Origin of the sequence: Pseudomonas fluorescens (assembly GCF_004683905.1) — a bacterium.
GTDB lineage: Bacteria > Pseudomonadota > Gammaproteobacteria > Pseudomonadales > Pseudomonadaceae > Aquipseudomonas > Aquipseudomonas putida_A.
The window spans coordinates 2,702,423-2,719,577 of sequence record NZ_CP038438.1; the positions used below are offsets into that span (position 1 = coordinate 2,702,423).

General features: G+C 58.2%; 17 protein-coding genes. 8 read left to right on the forward strand and 9 right to left on the reverse strand.

Translation table 11 applies throughout. The features are described from left to right. Positions 1-131 precede the first annotated feature (131 nt). The gene (locus tag E4T63_RS12110) at positions 132-2,513 is read right to left on the reverse strand and encodes a DUF3772 domain-containing protein (RefSeq protein WP_135295566.1); all 2,382 of its coding nucleotides are present in this window, start codon (positions 2,511-2,513) and stop codon (positions 132-134) included. Between the two features lie 194 nt (positions 2,514-2,707). Here E4T63_RS12110 and E4T63_RS12115 point away from each other — a divergent pair, with 194 nt between their 5' ends. The 5 genes from E4T63_RS12115 to E4T63_RS12135 all read left to right on the forward strand — a co-directional run bounded on the left by E4T63_RS12115 (position 2,708) and on the right by E4T63_RS12135 (position 7,466). Next, entirely contained in the window at positions 2,708-3,472 is a 765-nt protein-coding gene (locus tag E4T63_RS12115; RefSeq protein ID WP_135295567.1) for a COG4705 family protein, read from the forward strand. A 28-nt stretch (positions 3,473-3,500) separates the two neighbouring features. Beyond that, positions 3,501-3,938, forward strand: coding sequence for a hypothetical protein (locus E4T63_RS12120; protein ID WP_135295568.1), 438 nt, complete (start codon positions 3,501-3,503; stop codon positions 3,936-3,938). A gap of 98 nt (positions 3,939-4,036) precedes the next feature. Then, positions 4,037-4,702, forward strand: a complete 666-nt coding sequence (locus E4T63_RS12125; protein ID WP_098968331.1) for a response regulator — start codon at positions 4,037-4,039, stop codon at positions 4,700-4,702. Then, positions 4,678-6,030 (forward strand): ATP-binding protein, encoded by a 1,353-nt coding sequence (locus tag E4T63_RS12130; protein WP_135295569.1) that lies wholly within the window; start codon positions 4,678-4,680, stop codon positions 6,028-6,030. The genes E4T63_RS12125 and E4T63_RS12130 overlap by 25 nt, the downstream gene beginning before the upstream one ends. 83 nt (positions 6,031-6,113) lie before the next feature. Beyond that, positions 6,114-7,466 carry a hypothetical protein gene (locus tag E4T63_RS12135; protein ID WP_135295570.1) on the forward strand — a complete coding sequence of 451 codons (1,353 nt, stop codon included), beginning with the start codon at positions 6,114-6,116 and terminating at the stop codon, positions 7,464-7,466. 318 nt (positions 7,467-7,784) lie between these two features. Here the strand turns inward: E4T63_RS12135 and E4T63_RS12140 are convergent, their stop codons facing one another. The 6 genes from E4T63_RS12140 to E4T63_RS12165 form a co-directional block, all read right to left on the reverse strand. Continuing rightward, complete coding sequence (locus E4T63_RS12140; RefSeq protein WP_127646236.1) at positions 7,785-8,870, reverse strand: hypothetical protein; 1,086 nt, start codon at positions 8,868-8,870, stop codon at positions 7,785-7,787. A 46-nt stretch (positions 8,871-8,916) separates the two neighbouring features. Beyond that, positions 8,917-9,585 (reverse strand): hypothetical protein, encoded by a 669-nt coding sequence (locus E4T63_RS12145; RefSeq protein WP_127646237.1) that lies wholly within the window; start codon positions 9,583-9,585, stop codon positions 8,917-8,919. Positions 9,586-10,245: 660 nt separating this feature from the next. Next, positions 10,246-11,082 (reverse strand): PhzF family phenazine biosynthesis protein, encoded by an 837-nt coding sequence (locus tag E4T63_RS12150; protein WP_098968335.1) that lies wholly within the window; start codon positions 11,080-11,082, stop codon positions 10,246-10,248. A gap of 54 nt (positions 11,083-11,136) precedes the next feature. After that, a complete protein-coding gene (locus E4T63_RS12155) occupies positions 11,137-11,586 on the reverse strand; it encodes a GNAT family N-acetyltransferase (RefSeq protein WP_098968336.1) in 450 nt (149 codons plus the stop codon). Between the two features lie 105 nt (positions 11,587-11,691). After that, complete coding sequence (locus E4T63_RS12160) at positions 11,692-12,417, reverse strand: alpha/beta fold hydrolase (protein ID WP_135295571.1); 726 nt, start codon at positions 12,415-12,417, stop codon at positions 11,692-11,694. A gap of 100 nt (positions 12,418-12,517) precedes the next feature. Beyond that, positions 12,518-13,441 carry a LysR family transcriptional regulator gene (locus tag E4T63_RS12165; RefSeq protein ID WP_135295572.1) on the reverse strand — a complete coding sequence of 308 codons (924 nt, stop codon included), beginning with the start codon at positions 13,439-13,441 and terminating at the stop codon, positions 12,518-12,520. Positions 13,442-13,712: 271 nt separating this feature from the next. Here E4T63_RS12165 and E4T63_RS12170 point away from each other — a divergent pair, with 271 nt between their 5' ends. Beyond that, positions 13,713-14,309 (forward strand): DJ-1/PfpI family protein, encoded by a 597-nt coding sequence (locus E4T63_RS12170; RefSeq protein WP_096797689.1) that lies wholly within the window; start codon positions 13,713-13,715, stop codon positions 14,307-14,309. Between the two features lie 31 nt (positions 14,310-14,340). Here the strand turns inward: E4T63_RS12170 and E4T63_RS12175 are convergent, their stop codons facing one another. Together E4T63_RS12175 and E4T63_RS12180 are read right to left on the reverse strand one after the other, a co-directional pair. After that, complete coding sequence (locus E4T63_RS12175; RefSeq protein ID WP_081730283.1) at positions 14,341-14,499, reverse strand: DUF2986 domain-containing protein; 159 nt, start codon at positions 14,497-14,499, stop codon at positions 14,341-14,343. A gap of 156 nt (positions 14,500-14,655) precedes the next feature. Beyond that, entirely contained in the window at positions 14,656-15,687 is a 1,032-nt protein-coding gene (locus tag E4T63_RS12180; protein ID WP_135295573.1) for an alpha/beta hydrolase family protein, read from the reverse strand. Positions 15,688-15,909: 222 nt separating this feature from the next. On the opposite strand from E4T63_RS12180, the gene E4T63_RS12185 reads away from it, so the two are divergent. Together E4T63_RS12185 and E4T63_RS12190 are read left to right on the forward strand one after the other, a co-directional pair. Next, complete coding sequence (locus tag E4T63_RS12185) at positions 15,910-16,605, forward strand: tRNA (adenine(22)-N(1))-methyltransferase (protein ID WP_134786153.1); 696 nt, start codon at positions 15,910-15,912, stop codon at positions 16,603-16,605. Between the two features lie 72 nt (positions 16,606-16,677). After that, positions 16,678-17,121, forward strand: coding sequence for a MerR family transcriptional regulator (locus tag E4T63_RS12190; RefSeq protein ID WP_098968341.1), 444 nt, complete (start codon positions 16,678-16,680; stop codon positions 17,119-17,121). The last annotated feature ends 34 nt before the right edge of the window (positions 17,122-17,155 follow it).

Below are 17,155 nucleotides of genomic sequence, written 5' to 3' on the forward strand. Positions count from 1 at the left end.
AAGCGGAGTGTCAGTCGCCGGAGGTTTTGCCTGTGCCGGCGTCTTCGCGAGCAAGCCCGCTCCCACAATGGATTAATGACAGGCATACATTCCGTGTTTAACGCAGAGCCCGCTCCCACAGGGGGGGGCTGTTACGGGGCGGAGGCTGGTTTCGCCAGCGCAATCCCCGCATCCCCCAACCGCTTGAGAATTTCGAACAGCAAATCACTCTTGGTCCCGCCCACGATCCGCGGGCTGCCGACGTAGCCGGTCACCGTCAAGGTGATGCCATCCGGCGAGAGTTTGCTGAAGCGCACGTACGACGCTGGTTTGTCGAGGATGTTTTCGTTTTCGTGGTAGGTGTTCAGCAGCAGTTCCTTGACCTGTTCGGGGTCGATGTCCAGCGGGAACATCAGCTCCAGGCTTGCCACCCCCTGGGCGCTGCCGCCGAGGGTGACGTTGCGCAGGTTCTGCGAGATCAGTTGTGAGTTGGGCACGATCACGATGGAGCGGTCGCTGAGCTGGATTTCCGTGGCGCGCACGTTGATCCGGCGGATGTCGCCCTCGACGCCGCTGATGCTGATCAGGTCGCCGACCTTCACCGGGCGTTCGGTGAGCAGGATCAGCCCGGAGACGAAGTTCTTGACGATCTCCTGCAAACCGAAACCGATCCCCACCGAGAGCGCACTGACGATCCACGCCAGATTGGTCCAGCGCACGCCCAGCGACGACAGCGTCAGGAGGATGACCGTGGCATAACCGATGTTGGAAAACAGCGTGCTTAACGACGCGCACATGCCCGGATCCATGTCGGTCTTGGGCAGGAATTCGTTGTCGAGCCAGCGGCGCAGGGCGCGGATCAGGTAGATGCCGATCAGTAGCGCCAGCACGGCATTGATCAGATGCGCCGGAACGATGTTCAGCTTGCGCAAGCCGGCGCCACCGAGAATGCCCATGACATTGCTGGTCAGTTGCCCGAACGTGGTGCCGATGCCGCCGACGAACAGGGTAATCACCGCCAGCAACAGCAGCCCGGCGCGGCTGGCACCGGACAGCACAATCGAAATCTGCTCCAGCCGCCGGTCGCCCATGCCCAGGGTCTGCTTGATGGTCTTGCCGGCCGAGTAGCGCGGCGAGAACAGGTATTCGCAGGCATCCTTGACCACTTGAACCAGCAAATAGAAACCGGCCAGCACGATATAGGCCCAGACCAATTCATAGGTGACGAAGCGGGCCAACGACACATAGCCGGTGAGCAGAGCCAGCGCCGACACGCACATGCACACCGTGGCGATGCTGTAGATCGCCCCGGCAAACGTGCTGCCGGCCTCCGGGTCATTGGCGGTGAGCAACGCTTTGCGCACTTTGCCGACGCGCAACAGCAGCGGCACCAGAATCACGATCACCACGATGGCAATCACCCCGCGCTGGGCGATCACGATCTGGCTGCTCATGCCGGTGGCGTTGCTGACCTGCACCAGCGTTACCAGCACCAGCAGAGTGGCAGCGAGAATCCTTGGATAGGGCCGCAACGCCAGCGCCACCGAGTCGGCCATCGCCGGCAGCCGCCATGAGGGATGTTTGGTCGACAGCAGTGCGCGGCTCAGCGCGGTGATCAGGACGCAGGCGTAAACGGCTTTTTCAAACTCCTCGGAAAAAGTCTGCAGCATGGGCGTCAGCGGTTCGTGACGGGTGCAGGCGTAGAACAGCAGATGCAGGGCGATGGCCGTGGTGCCAAGGGTCGCCAGCGCCGAGGCGAACGCCAGCGCGCTGCGGCGCAGGCGCCCCTCCGGCATGCGGTGGATGCAAACCCAGGTCAGGCCACGCTCGGCGAGTCGGCGGCCGACCGTCCAGAAAGCCAGCGCCAGCAGCACCAGCACGCAGGTGAAAAAGCGCTGGCCGGGCGCCCAGACCGTGGCCCAGGTGAGTTTCACCTGATTGATGAAAAAATTCAGGCGCTGACGATCATCCGGCTCTGGCGACACCAATGGCGACCAGAAGTCCGGGCTCAGAATGCTGTCGGTGCGCAGCGTCAGTTCGCTTTCGAGCAGTGTGCGGCGGATGCCGGCGATTTGCGTGATCAGCTCGGCGGCGCTTTGTTTGAGCGCGGCAAGGCTTTTGAGCGTGGCATCGACCTTGTTTTTCTGCTCGTTGAGCTGCGCCCGTTGCGCGGCGATTTCCGCCTGTTCGGCGGCAATCTGCGTATCCGGCGCCGCGCCGAGCACCCCCAGTTGCACCGCCAGTTGTGCCTGCTGCGGCAACAGAGAAGCCGACAACCGATCGATGTCCAGAATGAACGTCTGTACCCGGTCTTGCGGGCCTTCGAGCTGGTTGTAGTTGTTGGCGGCGGAAATCTGCTGCTTCAGCCCGTCTAGGCGCAGTTGCAGGGCTTGCAGATCACTTTGCGAGACCTCCACCAGCGGCGCCGCAGTGGTCGCCGAAGGTGCCGGCAAATCCGCCGCCCACAACGCCGAACCGCCCGGAGCGAGCAGGAGCAGCGCGACAAAAAACAATGACTTCAATGTGTTGCGCATGAGAGGGGCCGGTTCTCGTTGATCACACAAGCTATGAGGTTAGGTGATCGAACCGGGCGCGGCGGAAAATTTCAGGCGAGCAGGGCGGGCCAGTGAGCCGGCCGTGCCGTGTACGCCCTCAGTCTCAGCTAAGTATTGGCTCGTATCTTCCCCCCAGCGCAAGTTCAGCGCTGGACAGGAGAGGCGATCCACACATGAATCCCGCAAAAGCCGGATGGCTTAACAAAGTCCCCGAAGTGACACTGGCCTTCTGGGTGATCAAGATTCTCTCGACGACCGTGGGTGAAACCGGCGCCGACTTTCTCGCCGTGGATGCCGGTTTCGGTGCTGGCTGGACCAGCATCGGCATGGCGCTGTTACTCGGGTGCGCGCTGTTCTTTCAAATGCGTAAAACCGCGTATACGCCCTGGATCTACTGGTTGACCGTGGTGCTGGTGAGCATCGTCGGCACGCAGATCACCGACATCATGACCGACATGCTCGACATCAGCCTGTACGTCAGCACTGCGGTGTTCTCGGTGTTGCTGGCCGTTAACTTCCTGATCTGGTTCACGATGGAGAACAACCTGTCGATCCGCGAAATCAACACGCCGCGGCGCGAGCTTTTTTACTGGTCCACTGTGCTCTGCACCTTTGCCCTGGGCACTGCCGCCGGGGACCTGGCAACCGAAGCGTTGGGGTTGGGCTTCACCGTCGGTGCAGTGATATTCGGCGCGCTGATCGCGGCGACGCTGCTGGCCTGGCGGATGGGGGGCAACGTGGTGCTGACCTTCTGGATCGCCTACATCCTCACCCGTCCGTTCGGCGCCTCTCTCGGTGACTTGCTGACTCAGGCCAAGACCTACGGTGGCCTGGGCATGGGCGCCGCCTGGACCAGTGCGATCTTCCTCAGCGTCATCGTGCTGCTGGTGGCGGTCGCGCAGATCAGCCTTGGCAATCGCAAAACCCTCACTCAATAAACGTTTGGATACCCATCAAGGAATCAATATGCACGCCTTCAAAACGGCTTTTCGCCACGTCGCGATCATCTCGTCTCTGGTACTGCTCGGTAGCCTCGCCGGCTGCTCGAAACCCGCCGACAAGCCCGCTGCCGGCACGCCGACCAGCTCTTTGAGCGCGCCGCCGCAATCGGGCTCGAAGCTGGGTGACCTGAGCGAGTTCCGCAACATCGCCGCTGACGTCAGCACGCTGGTCGAGAAAAACGACCTGCTCGGCGCCAAGACCCGGATCAAGGATCTGGAGACCTCCTGGGACTCTGCCGAAGCCGGCATCAAGCCGCGTGCCGCTGCCGACTGGCATGTACTGGACAAGGCCATTGACCGCGCGCTGGATGCCCTGCGCGCCAGCTCGCCGAAGCAGGCTGACTGCAAGGCGGCCATGGATGATCTGCTCAAGGCCTTCGATTCGATGAACGGCAAGCAGTGATCGCAGCGCTGAACCGGCGGCGGACAAACGTCGGTTCAAGTGCTTCAATACAGGCGCGATGGCAATGACCGTCGCGCCTTTTTCTGTCGGAGCGCTGCATGCGGATTCTGCTGGTCGAAGATGACCTGATGATTGGCGAAGCCATCGAGGCGGCGCTCAAGGAAGCGAGCTACGCCACCGACTGGGTGAAAAACGGCCTCACCGCGCTGGCGGCGCTGGACACCCAGACCTACGATCTGGTGTTGCTCGACCTCGGCCTGCCCGGCAAGGACGGGCTCGATGTGCTGGATGCCATTCGCGCGCGCAACAACCCCGTGCCGCTGCTGATTATCACCGCCCGCGATGGCCTCGATGACCGGCTGCGTGGCCTCGATGGCGGCGCGGATGACTTCCTGCTCAAACCGTTCGCCATGGCCGAGTTGCTGGCACGGATGCGCGCGGTATTGCGCCGTCGCGGCGGTAACGCCCAATCGTTGCTGGATAACGGCGAGGTGTCGCTGAACCTGATTTCGAAACAGGCCTCCACCGCGCAAGTCGCCGATGTACAGCTTTCCAGCCGCGAGTTTGCGCTGTTGCAGGCGCTGTTGATTCGTCCGGGGGCGATTCTCTCGCGCAGCGAACTTGAGGACCGGATTTACGGCTGGGGCAACGAAGTGGAAAGCAATGCGGTGGAATTTTTGATCCATTCGCTGCGGCGCAAACTGGGCAACCATGTCATCAGGAATGTCAGGGGGATGGGATGGATGGTTTCAAAAGGCGTTTGAGCGACTCGGTGCAGTCACGGCTTTCCATCACGCTGTCTCTGGCGATTCTCATTGTCGCCTTGCTCGCCGGTGCATTCGCGTTCATCTCGGCACTCGACGAAGCGCACGAAATGCAGGACGAAAGCCTGCGTCAGGTGGCGCTGCTGTTCGATCGGCAGCACATGACCCTGGGTTATCCCGCTGCCGGGCAGGTCGTTGGCGATGACGAAGACTCGCGGATCACCGTGCAATACCTGGCCGACAGCAGCAAAGCCGTCGGCACTGATGACGCGAGCATTCCGTTGCCCTTTCCCCTGACCCTGGCCGATGGTCTGGCGACGCTGAATATCGCCGGTGAACACTATCGTGTGCTGGTCAGAACCACCTCGGCAGGCGAACGCATTGCGGTCGCGCAGGAAGCCGATGTGCGCGACAAGGAAGCCCGGGAAAGCGCCTGGCGCAGCCTGCTGCCATTTCTGATTCTGTTTCCGGTGCTGCTGTTGGTAGTGGGGGATCTGGTGCGCAAGCTGTTTCGCCCGATCGCGACGCTCTCGGCGGAAATCGATCAGCGCGACCAACAGGCCCTGCATGCGATTGATGAACAGCACTTGCCGAGCGAAATCCGGCCCTTCGTCGTGGCGATCAATCGGTTGCTGCGCCGCGTTGCGCAGGCGATGGAGGCGCAACGACGGTTTATCGCCGATGCCGCCCATGAACTGCGCTCGCCGATGACGGCGCTGTCGCTGCAGGCTGAGCGATTGGCCGCTACGCCCATGTCGGCTGACACCCGGCAGAACTTTCTGCCGCTGGCTCAGGGGATCGAGCGCAGTCGCAAGCTGATCGAGCAATTGCTCGCTCTGGCCGCCGCACAATCAATCGCGCAACGCGCCGAGGCTGCCGTGTCGGTGCATGCAGTGTTCCGCCGAGTGCTGGAAGACCTGCTGCCACTGGCAGAGAACAAAGCCATCGATATCGGCGTGGAGAGCGTCGAGGATGTGCAGGTCGTCATCAGCGAACTGGATCTGATCATCCTGATCAAGAACCTGGTGGATAACGCCATCCGCTATACCCCGGCGGGCGGACGAGTCGACCTCAGCGTCGAACGGACGGAGCAGGGCGCGCGCATCGAAATCAAGGACTCGGGGCCGGGCATCCGCGCCGAAGAACAGGCGCTGGTGTTCGATCCGTTTTACCGCAGCCTGGGCACCGGCGAGGCCGGGTCCGGGTTGGGGCTGTCGATTGTCAGGGCGATCGCCGAACGGACGGGGATTCGGGTGGGTTTGAGTTTTGTCGATGAAGTGGGGCGGTGTGGCTTGCGTGTTTCGCTGTGGTTGAAAGATAGGTTGTGAGAGAACCCTGCATTTAAAAAAGCGACGGTGACAGGCATGCTATGGCTCACGCCAATGTTCGGACGTCAGGGATAGTCAGCTCCATGTGGAAAGTTTTGTTGCAAAGACTCACCGGAAAAACATCCACCACTGCAAAAACCGAACGCTCAGTAGATCCAGTAGATCCAGTAGATCCACCTGAAGTATTGCCAGTGCGTGACTGGAAGTGGCTGGTCATGTCCTGGGATGGATTCCACAGGGAGGCCGGTCTACGGCAAATCCGCTCATCGCAATCGACCGAGCGGCTGGCGTCCATTATCGTGCGGCTCAACGACTGGGTGCCGCAGGTACGTGCGGCGGCCAGAGACGCTTTCGCAGACTACCTGACCCCCGAGTATGGCCCTTGGCTGATCGCCAAGACTCCCGCCATCCTTGCCCTTGAGCAGCGCCGACGCGAAGACCACGGCGTTACTATCCAAAAGCTTGAAGCGCTGCTGGCAACACCCGAATGCCTCGCGCAAACCACAGCTGCCTTCGAAACCAGCCGTGGCGCCTGTACGCGGTTGTTTTTCAGGGTACTCGCTCAGACAAAGCGCGCAGATGAGCTGGAGGCGTTTCTTGTCGCGAGCCTTCATCATGCAGATTTCAGTGTGCGGCGAGCTGCGCTCGGCAGGGCAATGGCGCTGCCTCTGGCATCGGCTCAGAAGGCCATCGCCTATGGACTCGCCAGCAACAGCAGCATTCTCCGGCGCCTGTCGTTTCTGCAAGCCATTGAGTTGCAAACGGATCGCACACGACTGATCGAAGACTTTCTGACCGACCCATCGTCTGCAGCAAGATCGACTGCACTCTGGGCCGCCAGAAAGTATGGCGTCGACCCGTTGCAGGTACTTCAAGCGCAACTGGCAGGCGAGATTCCCGCCACCAAAGCCCGTTGGCTTGGCGTACTCGGGTTGGCGCAGTCGCTTGGCATGGCAATCCCGCAAGGGTGGATGAACGCGGCCCTCAGCCAAAACAGTGGCGAGGTTCGGTCACTGGTCCTGAGCCTCGAAGGAGAGTGCAGGCCTGATTTACTGATCGCGGCGATCGCGGATCCGTCACGCCCGGTGTTCGAGGCCGGAGTACGCGGCCTGCGCCCGCAGCCATGGAAAGTCATCGAGTCAGCATTCAGCGCTCAGCTCGAAACACTCTGGCCAGCGCTGTCCGCCTCTCGACGTCAGGCGCTGCTTGAGCTGATGCCCAAATGGACGCAGGCCGGGTATCTGTTGCAGCAGCTGTCTAGCGCACCTGCTGAATCTTCCGTGCTTGAGCAGTTGCGTGCATGGGTCTATGGCCAGACTTATTCGATTACTGACCGCGAAACATCGGAAAGCGAGCGTGCCCGAGTTGTCGCGAAACTGACTGCGCTTGAGAAGGACGGGGTATTGCCGGCAGGGTCGGTTGCCAGGCTGATATGAAGTTGAAACCGGTGGGATACGGGCAGAACACTGATGATCCCGTCGCATTGAGCTTGATAATAATGTTTAAGCTAAAGGAACGTTATTTTTTTTAACTAGGCTCATCAACCATTGCGGTATTTTGAGTTATATTTACCGTGAACGGCCGAATCGACGTTATTGATAAAACAATTTCATAGGTTTTTACAGTAGAGAGGGGTTTGTCAGCGTATTTAAGGACAAAGTGGAAGTTGAAGTGCCGGCTTTCTGCGTGTAACTTGAAATTTGCAAAAAACCGGCTGGATACCAGGAAGGGTTGGAAATGTAATGGTGTTTTTCTCAGGATATTCTTAACGATAATAGACCAAACCCTGCATTGCTGACATCAAATTCACTTCGAATGATGTTGTCGTCTGGGAGAATAACTGTGGGCCCATTACAAGCCAGATATAACGAACCAGTACATTCTTGCGCATAAACCGCGTCGCCGCTCCAGAGGGGAAGAACAGTTCCTTTTGCGCCATACTTGAAAAGTAGCTGCCCCCGTTTGGCTCCTGGGCCGTGATATGGATATCGCGTATCACCCTCGACGCTTTCTTTACATCCACCAGGTCCGCAGTAAGGATATCGCAAGGCCCCTACAGCATTTACCACAGATTTTTCTGGTTCGGGGTCTGGAGCATATCGCCAACATGCACTGCGTTCCAAGATAGCTGGCATTGGCATTGACATGAAAGCATTCGGGCTATATCCATCACTATCTATAAGTTTCCAGTTGGTCCAGCGGGGGAGTTTCGTACTTTTCCACCCGCACTGTGCGTAAACCGTATATATCATGTCTTGTTTTGGCGTAATCGCTGGGTTTCGGGCGATTATTATTTTTATATTTCCTGAGTTTGATTCCAAATCATCATTTGTGGTGTTGATTCTGAAATAAAGCTCACCCTCTTCGTTTAAAGTGGTGAAGCTGTATTCATTCCAGACGGGCTGTGCCAGTCCATTCTCACCGTACTTATAAATTAACTGTCCCGCGCGTGCACCTCTACCACTGTAGGGGCAGCGTTTATCTGCCTCTACACTGTTGCGATTACCTTCTGGTCCGGAATACAAAGGTTTTTCGGCTCCGTATTCGCAATCCCAAACGCTTCTGTGTTCTTTGCTTGTTTCGGTGTGAAACCAAATTTGCGGGTATAGGATAGGTACGGGTAATAACAATGTTCTGTTGTTTCCCAAGTCAGCCCAGTTTCGATATCGTGCTGAGATGGTTTTAATCTCGTTGTACGTTGTAACCGCTCCTGGTCGGTGGATGCTATATCGGTCGGGGCGTTTGAATGGATCTGTGGCAAAACCATATTCAACGATATCCTCTACCATTGCTGTGATAGCAGCAGAGAAATCTCCTCCTGCACTGACTGCGATTCCCATGTTTAAGTTCTCCCTAAATGATGGTGGCGATTTTTCGAAACGTTTTTCATTTGTTTAAAACAATTGAAGCTATTTTGTCTTTAGCTGTTTGTTTTATTTCTTTGATGGCGAAATCGACGGCAATGTGTTTCACGCCTTGAGCTAATAAATTTTTGTATGCACTTTGATATTCGCGTTCAATTCTTTTTCTTTCCAGGTTTATGTTGAAAGCGTCTGTGGCTGCCTTAAATTCTTCAGGTGTTGAATTAAATTTGATGGGAGGAATTTCAATAGTGATGGTTCCGTATTCCTTTTCTTCCGGGGGGTTAAAGTTTAGTTGTACGGAACTTGTGATGTTCAGCTTTTCCTGAACTTCTAAAAATCTTGTGTTGTATTCGCGTTGCAACTCATTTGTTTTATTGTTGATGATGTCTGACTCTCTTTTGTACCACTTTGACCAAATGGCTTGTTCTACACAGCTTTGACTGATATTGGCCGAACTGTTTTTAGCGTTTGAACCGATAAAGCGCTGAATGTGTATTTGATCATGCCAGTTTCCATCTCCAAGCCTAAAGCGACAGCGATATCCATCCTCGCTAGCAAAAATATCCCCAAGCTCGGAGATGGTTATTTCAATTTTGTCAAGCGTGTCTTCATAATATTCTAAAGTTCCGGTGCGGGAACTAACTGAAAGCTTTAGTTCCTCTCCGATTTTATGTAATATCAGTCGTTCCACGACTGTGATTCTTTCGTTTTCATTATCAATTTTTGGTCGGTTCATTTGTTCTGTGTATATAGCTGATTTAGTTTCAGTGTCGACTGGGTATAGGTCCATTTTTTTCTCGAAATTGTCTTTTTGTTGAATGGGAGTTGGGAGATCTAATTCTAAAAGATAGCGCCTTTTACGCCACCTGTCAGAAGTGACAGGTTTTTATATTTTTTTGTGACTTCGGTTATAGCATTCTGAAATAACTATAACGTGTGGATTTGGATGTTTTGCTGGGAAAACAACAGTGAATCTCTGCGCAAAATACTTGGCAGCTATTGTTTCGGATGACCAAGCGTCGGAGTTTTACTTTAAGTTCGTCAGATTAATGGTTGGCCATGAATCCAGCGAATTTAATAGTAAGTTCGGGAAAGCAACGCTTCCAGTGCGGTTGAAGCATTCGCCACCGGTCAGAGGCTAAACAGTCGGTAAGCTGCAGGTCGTGGATGCCAAAGATGATGAAGTCTCTAATGGGATACGGGCAGCAAGACTGTTCGGTTCATCAAATGCCTGGGTTCAGTAGTTTTCGTTTTACCAGGAAGGTCGCTTAAGCGGTTTCAGAAGGGGCGCTCTGGGACATTGAGGCTGCATGCGCAGAAATGGGCAGAGCGTGATTCAAAAAAAAACTGCTCAAAAGACCACCCGGCCGGAAATACAGTGCTGAACGGCACCGCCCACCCAGACGCTGCCGTCCACGTTCTCAATGTGCAATCGGCCGCGGCGGCCCATGGCGGTGCCTTGGCTCACGGTGTAGCGGTCGCCAAGGATGCCTGAGCCGATCAGCCACTGAGCCAGGCTCGCATTGAGGCTGCCGGTGACGGCGTCCTCGGCGCATTCCTCGCCCATGAAGGCTCTGACTTCCACGTCCGTTTCAGCGTCGGGACCCGCCCACGGCGCAATAACCCCGACATTCAGCCCCTGCAGTGCCGCGTAATCAGGCTTGATCGCCAACAGGTCTTCACGACTCGCCAGCAACACGCCCGCCCAACCCGGACCGTTATCGACCCATTGGCTCGCGCGGATCTGCCCGGTGGCGAGGCCGAGTCCTTGCTCGATCAGGTTGAGCGTCGTTGCCTCCAGCGGCCCGCTGCGCACCAATGGTGGCGCGGCGAAAGCCAGTTGCGGACCTTGCTTGCGTACCCGAATCAAGCCCGCCGAGCACTCCTGAACAATCTCGAGCTGCTCAGGGTTGTCGTTCCGTGCCAACCACACCTTGCAGCTGCCCAGGGTGGGATGCCCAGCGAAGGGCAGCTCACGCAACGGTGTAAAGATGCGGACACGGTAGTGCGCGTCCGGCGCCTCGGGCTTCAACAGAAAAGTGGTCTCACTGAGTTGAGTCCAGCGGGCGAACGCCTGCATCTGCTCGGTCGTCAGCCCATCAGCATCCACCACCACTGCCAGCGCATTACCTTCGTAGGGGTGATCGGCGAATACGTCGACTTGTTCGAACTGCAGCGAGCGTGGCATTGAATGTCCTTATAGGTTGAGTTGGGGAAGGTTTTTTACGCGGATGGATTCGGATCACGTCTGCTGGCTTTCAGGGCCTGTCCACGACATTTCAATATGCGTGTCTGTCGTGCCAGTCTGGCGAAAGCCCAGCCGTTCATAGAGCTTCTGCGCCAGAGTGTTCGTGCGAAAAGCGCCCAATTGCAATGGCACTTGACGTGCAGCGGCTTGCAGCTGGAGGTTCTTCAGAATGCGCGAGCCAATGCCCTTGCCTTGGTATTCGGGCGAAATAGCGATGTTCTGAACATGGATTCGGTCTTCCTTTTCCAGTATTTGCACATAGCCAACAAGCCGGCCGTCTTGTTCAATAACCGAAGTGGCTGTGCATGCGAATTCCACCGCGAAATTTGCGCGTTGCCAACTCTCATCCCAGCCCCATATTTTTTCGATGTGTTCGCGGAAGACCGCTCGATGCAAGTCGAAGAGGGCTGTCAGGTCGCTATCCGTGGCGGGGCGTGCGGTCATGCGGGTCTCTGATTTGTGCTTTTGACCTGGTGAGGCTAGTGGCTGCAACAAAAAACGGCAATTCGGATCGATATGCCGCGCAGCATCTGACTGGCCCAAATACACTCAAAGCGCCACCCGCTGCAGAAACTTCCTGACCTCCAGCGAATATGCCCCCGGATGCGAAAACCTGAACATATGCCCGGTCCTCGGCATGACGACTTCCTGCGCGCCTTTTATGCCATTCAGCAGAATCCCTGCAGCCTCTTTGCCGATCAGCCTGTCTTCCTCGGGCGTAAGGATCAGCGTCGGCACGTCGATCTTTGCCAGCAGGGCGGTGTAGTCGACTTTCTCGATCGAGCGCACGCGGTTGACGTAGGCCTTGTGTGGGGTTTGCTTGATGAAGAAGGCGCGGCTGTTGGCGGCTGACCAAGGGATTTCACCTTCCTTGTCGAACGACGAAGCCAGTTGCGCGGCGTGGAAGCGCAGGGTGGTCTGTCGATAAAGCGGTCCGGGGAAGAACGGCGCCAGTGCGGCCAGCGTTTTCAGCAGGGGCGAGGTGATCGGGTTTTTGGCGAAACCGCCGGACAGCACCAGGCCCTTGAGGCCTTTTGGCTGGCGCGTTGCAACCGCGATCGAGGCGACCGCGCCGTAGGAGTCGCCCACCAGCACGTAGCATTCGAGATCTTTCACTTGATCAACGATGAAGTTGGCGAGCGTTTCCAGATCAGCGACGTCGTCCGGTAAGCGCAACGTACGCATGGCGCGGTGCTGCAAGTGGCTGAGTTGGTTGAGCTGCCACGGCGCACCGGCGAAGCAAGGGACCATGACCAGCGTGGGCTCGGTTTGCATGAGAATTCCAGGGATGTTGAACGGATGTCCGCACTCTAGGAGCACCGAGGCGCGCGATCCAATGGCATTGGTGCAGCCTCTCGATGCACGAGGTCGATCATCAGTCGCCGATCAGCATTCTGGTGATCCATTCAACCGCCGGCTCGTTGGCGCGCCCGCGTGCGCGGACGACAAAGACCTCCCAGGTGGGCAGCGTCAGGGGCAATTCGAACAGGCTCAGTTGTGCGGTTTCCTGCATCTGCAAGGCGACACGTTCGGCGACCACGGCAATCGATTCCGATGCGCCAACCATGAATGGCACTGCGAGAAAACTCGGGCAGGTGACGCTGACCTTGCGGCTGCGACCGAGCTGTTCCAGCGCGTCATCGACAGCGCCCCGCGTGTCGCCCCGGGGCGAAATCAGAACGTGCGGCAGACGCGTGAAGTCATCCAGTTCCATATGCAAATGTTTGCCGCGCTTGACCAATGCCGGGTGCCCTTTGCGGGCGATGCCGACGAATCGCTCCTTGTGCGCGAGCTGGCAATCAAAGCGGTGCGGCACTTGCGCAAACGAACCCGAACCCAACACCAGGTCGATCTCGCCGGCGTCCAGTTGGCGCATCGCCGACTCGCCATCCACCGGCCCGAGTTTCAGCACCACCTCCGGCGCCGCAACCTGAATTTTCGCCAGCGCCGGGGCGATGACGGTCAGCACGGCGTGATCGGTGGCCGCTATCCGCAGTGTCGCCTGCAGACGCGCTGGATCGAACGGCCCCCGTGGGCTGGCGACCAGCCGCACCGATTCGAGCACCGCCGCCACTCTGGGCATCAGCTCGATGGCCAGCGGCGTCGGTGCCATGCCGCGAGGGTTGCGAATGAACAACTGATCATCAAACGCCGTGCGCAAACGCGACAGGGCATGGCTGGTGGCCGACTGCGACAGATGCAGGTGCTGCGCCGCACGACCGACGTGCCTTTCCTCCCAAAGCGCCTCAAGAACCACCAGAAGATTGAGGTCGAAACGCGTCAGATCCAGCGGCTTCATGGGGTGTTGGCCTTTTCATCATTCGATGTTCGCCACTTTCCTACAGCCACTGGCTGAAAGCTACAGCCCGATCTTTCCTGGCAGGCATGCAGGCGTGGTCGCCTGAGAAGGTATAGGGCGAGACGACGCGGTTGTTCAGCCGTCCTTTCCGTGGCGCGTAGCCGGTGTATCAAATGCCCGTCGATGTCGCCTGCAATGTACCCATGACAATTTTTTGATTGTGATGAGCGGCAGATTTTACGATGAGTCATCGCCCATTTAGAGACTCACCATGCACATCGCCATCCTGACCTTTGAAGGCTTCAACGAACTGGATTCGCTCATCGCGTTCAGCATTCTCAACCGGGTCAAACAGCCCGATTGGCGCGTGTCGATCGCCAGCCCGACGGAAAAAGTGCGCTCGATGAATGGCCTGGTAATCGAGGCTCAGGTGTCATTGGAGGAGGCGAGCGACGCGGACGCGGTGTTGGTGGGCAGCGGAAGTCTGACCCGGGATATCGTGGCGGATACCGAGCTGATGGCGCGGCTACGGCTCGATCCGCAGCGCCAGCTCTTGGGCGCCCAGTGCTCGGGCACGCTGATCCTGGCAAAGCTCGGCCTGCTCAATGACGTCCCAGCCTGTACCGATCTGATCACCAAGCCCTGGGTGGAGGAGGCCGGTGTGGCGGTGCTCAATCAGCCTTTCATGGCCAAGGGCAATGTCGCCACCGCTGGCGGTTGCCTGTCCTCACAATATATGGCGGCCTGGTTCATCGCCCGTCTGGCCGGTGTGGAGGCCACCCGCAACGCGTTTCATTATGTGACGCCCGTTGGCGAGAAAGAGCTCTACATCGATCGGGCGATCGCGAACATCGAGGCGTATCTGTAAAGCACGTTTAATCGACGCCTGAAGCAGCGAATCAGCTCTCACGGGTTTCAACCGGTTCGGCCGCCGCTTCGGCCGCCAGTTTCGCGCGGTCGGCCTTGCTGATGTACTTGGGCTTTTTCGGCGCGAGTTTGGCGCTGGCCTTTTTGGCCTTTTCCTTGAACAACTGCTGCAGTTTCTTTTGGCGGTTCATGTTTCTACTCGGAGAAGGGGAGCCGGGCATATGCCCATCAAGCGCGCATTAAAACCGGCTCGGAGCGATTTGGCGAGTCTGTTGCAGCGATGCAGGATCAAACGGCTCACCGGTGTCCGTCATCAGCCATTTCGCAAAGGGGGGCCGCGGCCGGGGTCATGGCTTCGACGCCGCCAGAAAATCGCTGATCAGCGCTACCACCTGCTGCTGGATCACTTCACGCGGGCGCGCATTGTCGCGATCCTGGCAAATGACGCCATCGCCCGGTGCGTCTTCCTCGAGCATCTCGATCGCGCCCGGTTTGCAGATCGACGTGAAGCTGAAGTGAGTGGCGTCGTTGATCTCGACATAACGTGTGGTAGCCGCTGGCAGGCGTTTGGCCAGATCGGCGGATTCCAGTTGCGCCGGCAGGTCTTCGGAAGGTGCGCCGGCGGCGATCACCAGCGTCGGTACTGGCAACGCCGCGAGGCTTGCGTCGGTCATGCCGCGTGACAGGCCCAGGTCCAGCGAAACGATGGCGCTGACTGGTTTGTAACGCCGGTCGGCCGCCAGGTCGGCTTTGCCTTGCGCGGTGCTGGCGGGGTTCATTTGCTTATAGACGTTGCAACTGGCGAGCTGCGCATGGGCCTTGCAGTCCTCGGCAAAACGCTCGGGGTCGAAGCGTGCACCGGCGATTTCCAGAGCCGTCCAGCCACCGAGCGAATGCCCGACGACGGCAATCCGCTGCGGCGCCACCGCGCCAAATTTTCCCGGCTGCGCCACAACGGCTTCGATGGCCCGCCGCAGATCGACCGGCCGCTGCCACAGCTGCGCCGCCGCTTGCGGACTGCGGTCGTGGGTGGTGCTGCCGGGATGGTTGACTGCCGCGACGATGTAACCCTGATCGGCCAGCGCACTGGCCAGCCACATCTGATTGCTCCAGTTGCCCCGGTAACCATGGGACAGCACCACCAGCGGATGCTCGCCGGCGGTCGGCGGCGCATCGCGCACCGCAGAGGCACTGACGAACACCGGACTGTCGTCAATCACCTGCGCGGGTGCATGGGTTGTCGCCGGGTACCAGACGACCATTTCCAGCGGCCGCTGCGGATCCGCCAGGGTTGTGCGGTGGAAGCCGATGGGGTGCGAGTCCGCGAGTGCGCTGGTGGACAGGCCAAGCAGAAGCAGGGCGCCGAGAGCTGTTTTCAAGGTTGATCTTCCATGAGTGCATTTGTTGTTTTGAGATACGGCTGCGCGCAGGTTAGTAGACCGGTTGCAAAGAAGATAGTGGATGCCTCGACTGTGCAGTGACAGGCCGAATCCGAAACAAGACCGCGCCCGTCCGGATTTGAAATACCCACCATTGCCCGCTAGAGTCGCGCCCCTTGTCCGGCCAACAGCGCCGGCGACGGCTGGGGAAGAGGGCGGCAGTTGAACGAACACACATTGTCCATGCGTCTGGAGCGGGTGGCGGCGCATGTACCGGCCGGCGCGCGCTTGGCGGATATCGGCTCGGATCACGGCTATCTGCCGGTGGCCCTGATGCGACGTGGCGCCATCGTTGCGGCGGTGGCCGGCGAGGTGGCGCTGACGCCGTTCCATGCCGCGGTGCGCACGGTGCGCGACAACGATCTGCAGCAGCACATCAGCGTGCGTCTGGCCAGTGGCCTGGCGGCGATCGAGCCTGATGACGGAATCACCGCGATCAGCCTCTGCGGCATGGGCGGCGAGACGATTCGCGACATCCTCGACAGCGGCAAGGCGCACCTGCGCGGGCACGAACGGCTGATCCTGCAACCCAACGGCGGCGAGCAACCCCTGCGCCAATGGCTGATGGACAACGGCTACCGCATTCTTGATGAGGAAGTGCTGCAGGAAAACCGTTTCTTCTACGAAATCATCGTCGCCGAGCGCGGCGCACCACTGAGTTATAGCGCCGAACAGTTGTACTTCGGCCCGTTGCTGATGCAAGCACGCAGCCCGGCATTCCTCGCTAAATGGCAGCGTTCTTTAAGGCAGAAACAGAAAACCCTGAACAGTTTCAAACAGGCGCGCCAGGCTGTGCCCGAGGAGAGGCTGGAAGAGGTTGCGCGGCAGGTGCAGTGGATGACTGAGTTGCTGGCGTGATTTGCCGTGTTGGCTGTTGCACTCCTTCAGGTTTAAAGTCAGCTTCAAGGTTAACGTGCTGCGGAGTCGGACATGAGAATTGGTGAACTGGCAAAAATCAGCGGACTGGCGCCATCGCGTATCCGCTTCTACGAAGCGAGCGGGTTGATCACTTCAGTCGCGCGCAAAGCCAATGGTTATCGCGATTACGCCCCCGACACACAGTGGGTGTTGCATATCATCACCGGCGCGCAGGCGGCAGGTTTCTCCCTGGAGGAAATCCGTCAGTTGATGCCGATGAACGCGAGTGGCTGGCAGCATGACCAGTTGCTCAGTGGCTTGAAGCAAAAGGTCGAAGAAATCGAGGTGCTGCAGCAACGGCTGGCGCAGAACAAGGAACAACTTCAGCTCGTCATCCAGGGCATTGAAGGCAAGCCCGTGGGAGTGGCGTGCGCGGACAATGCGCAAATGCTGATAAATCGACTGCGCGAACAAGGTGTGGTGGGCGCTGCAGAGTGTCGCGATGTGGCGCGTTAAAGCGCGAATCAGCTAAAAAGGCTATTGACCTTAA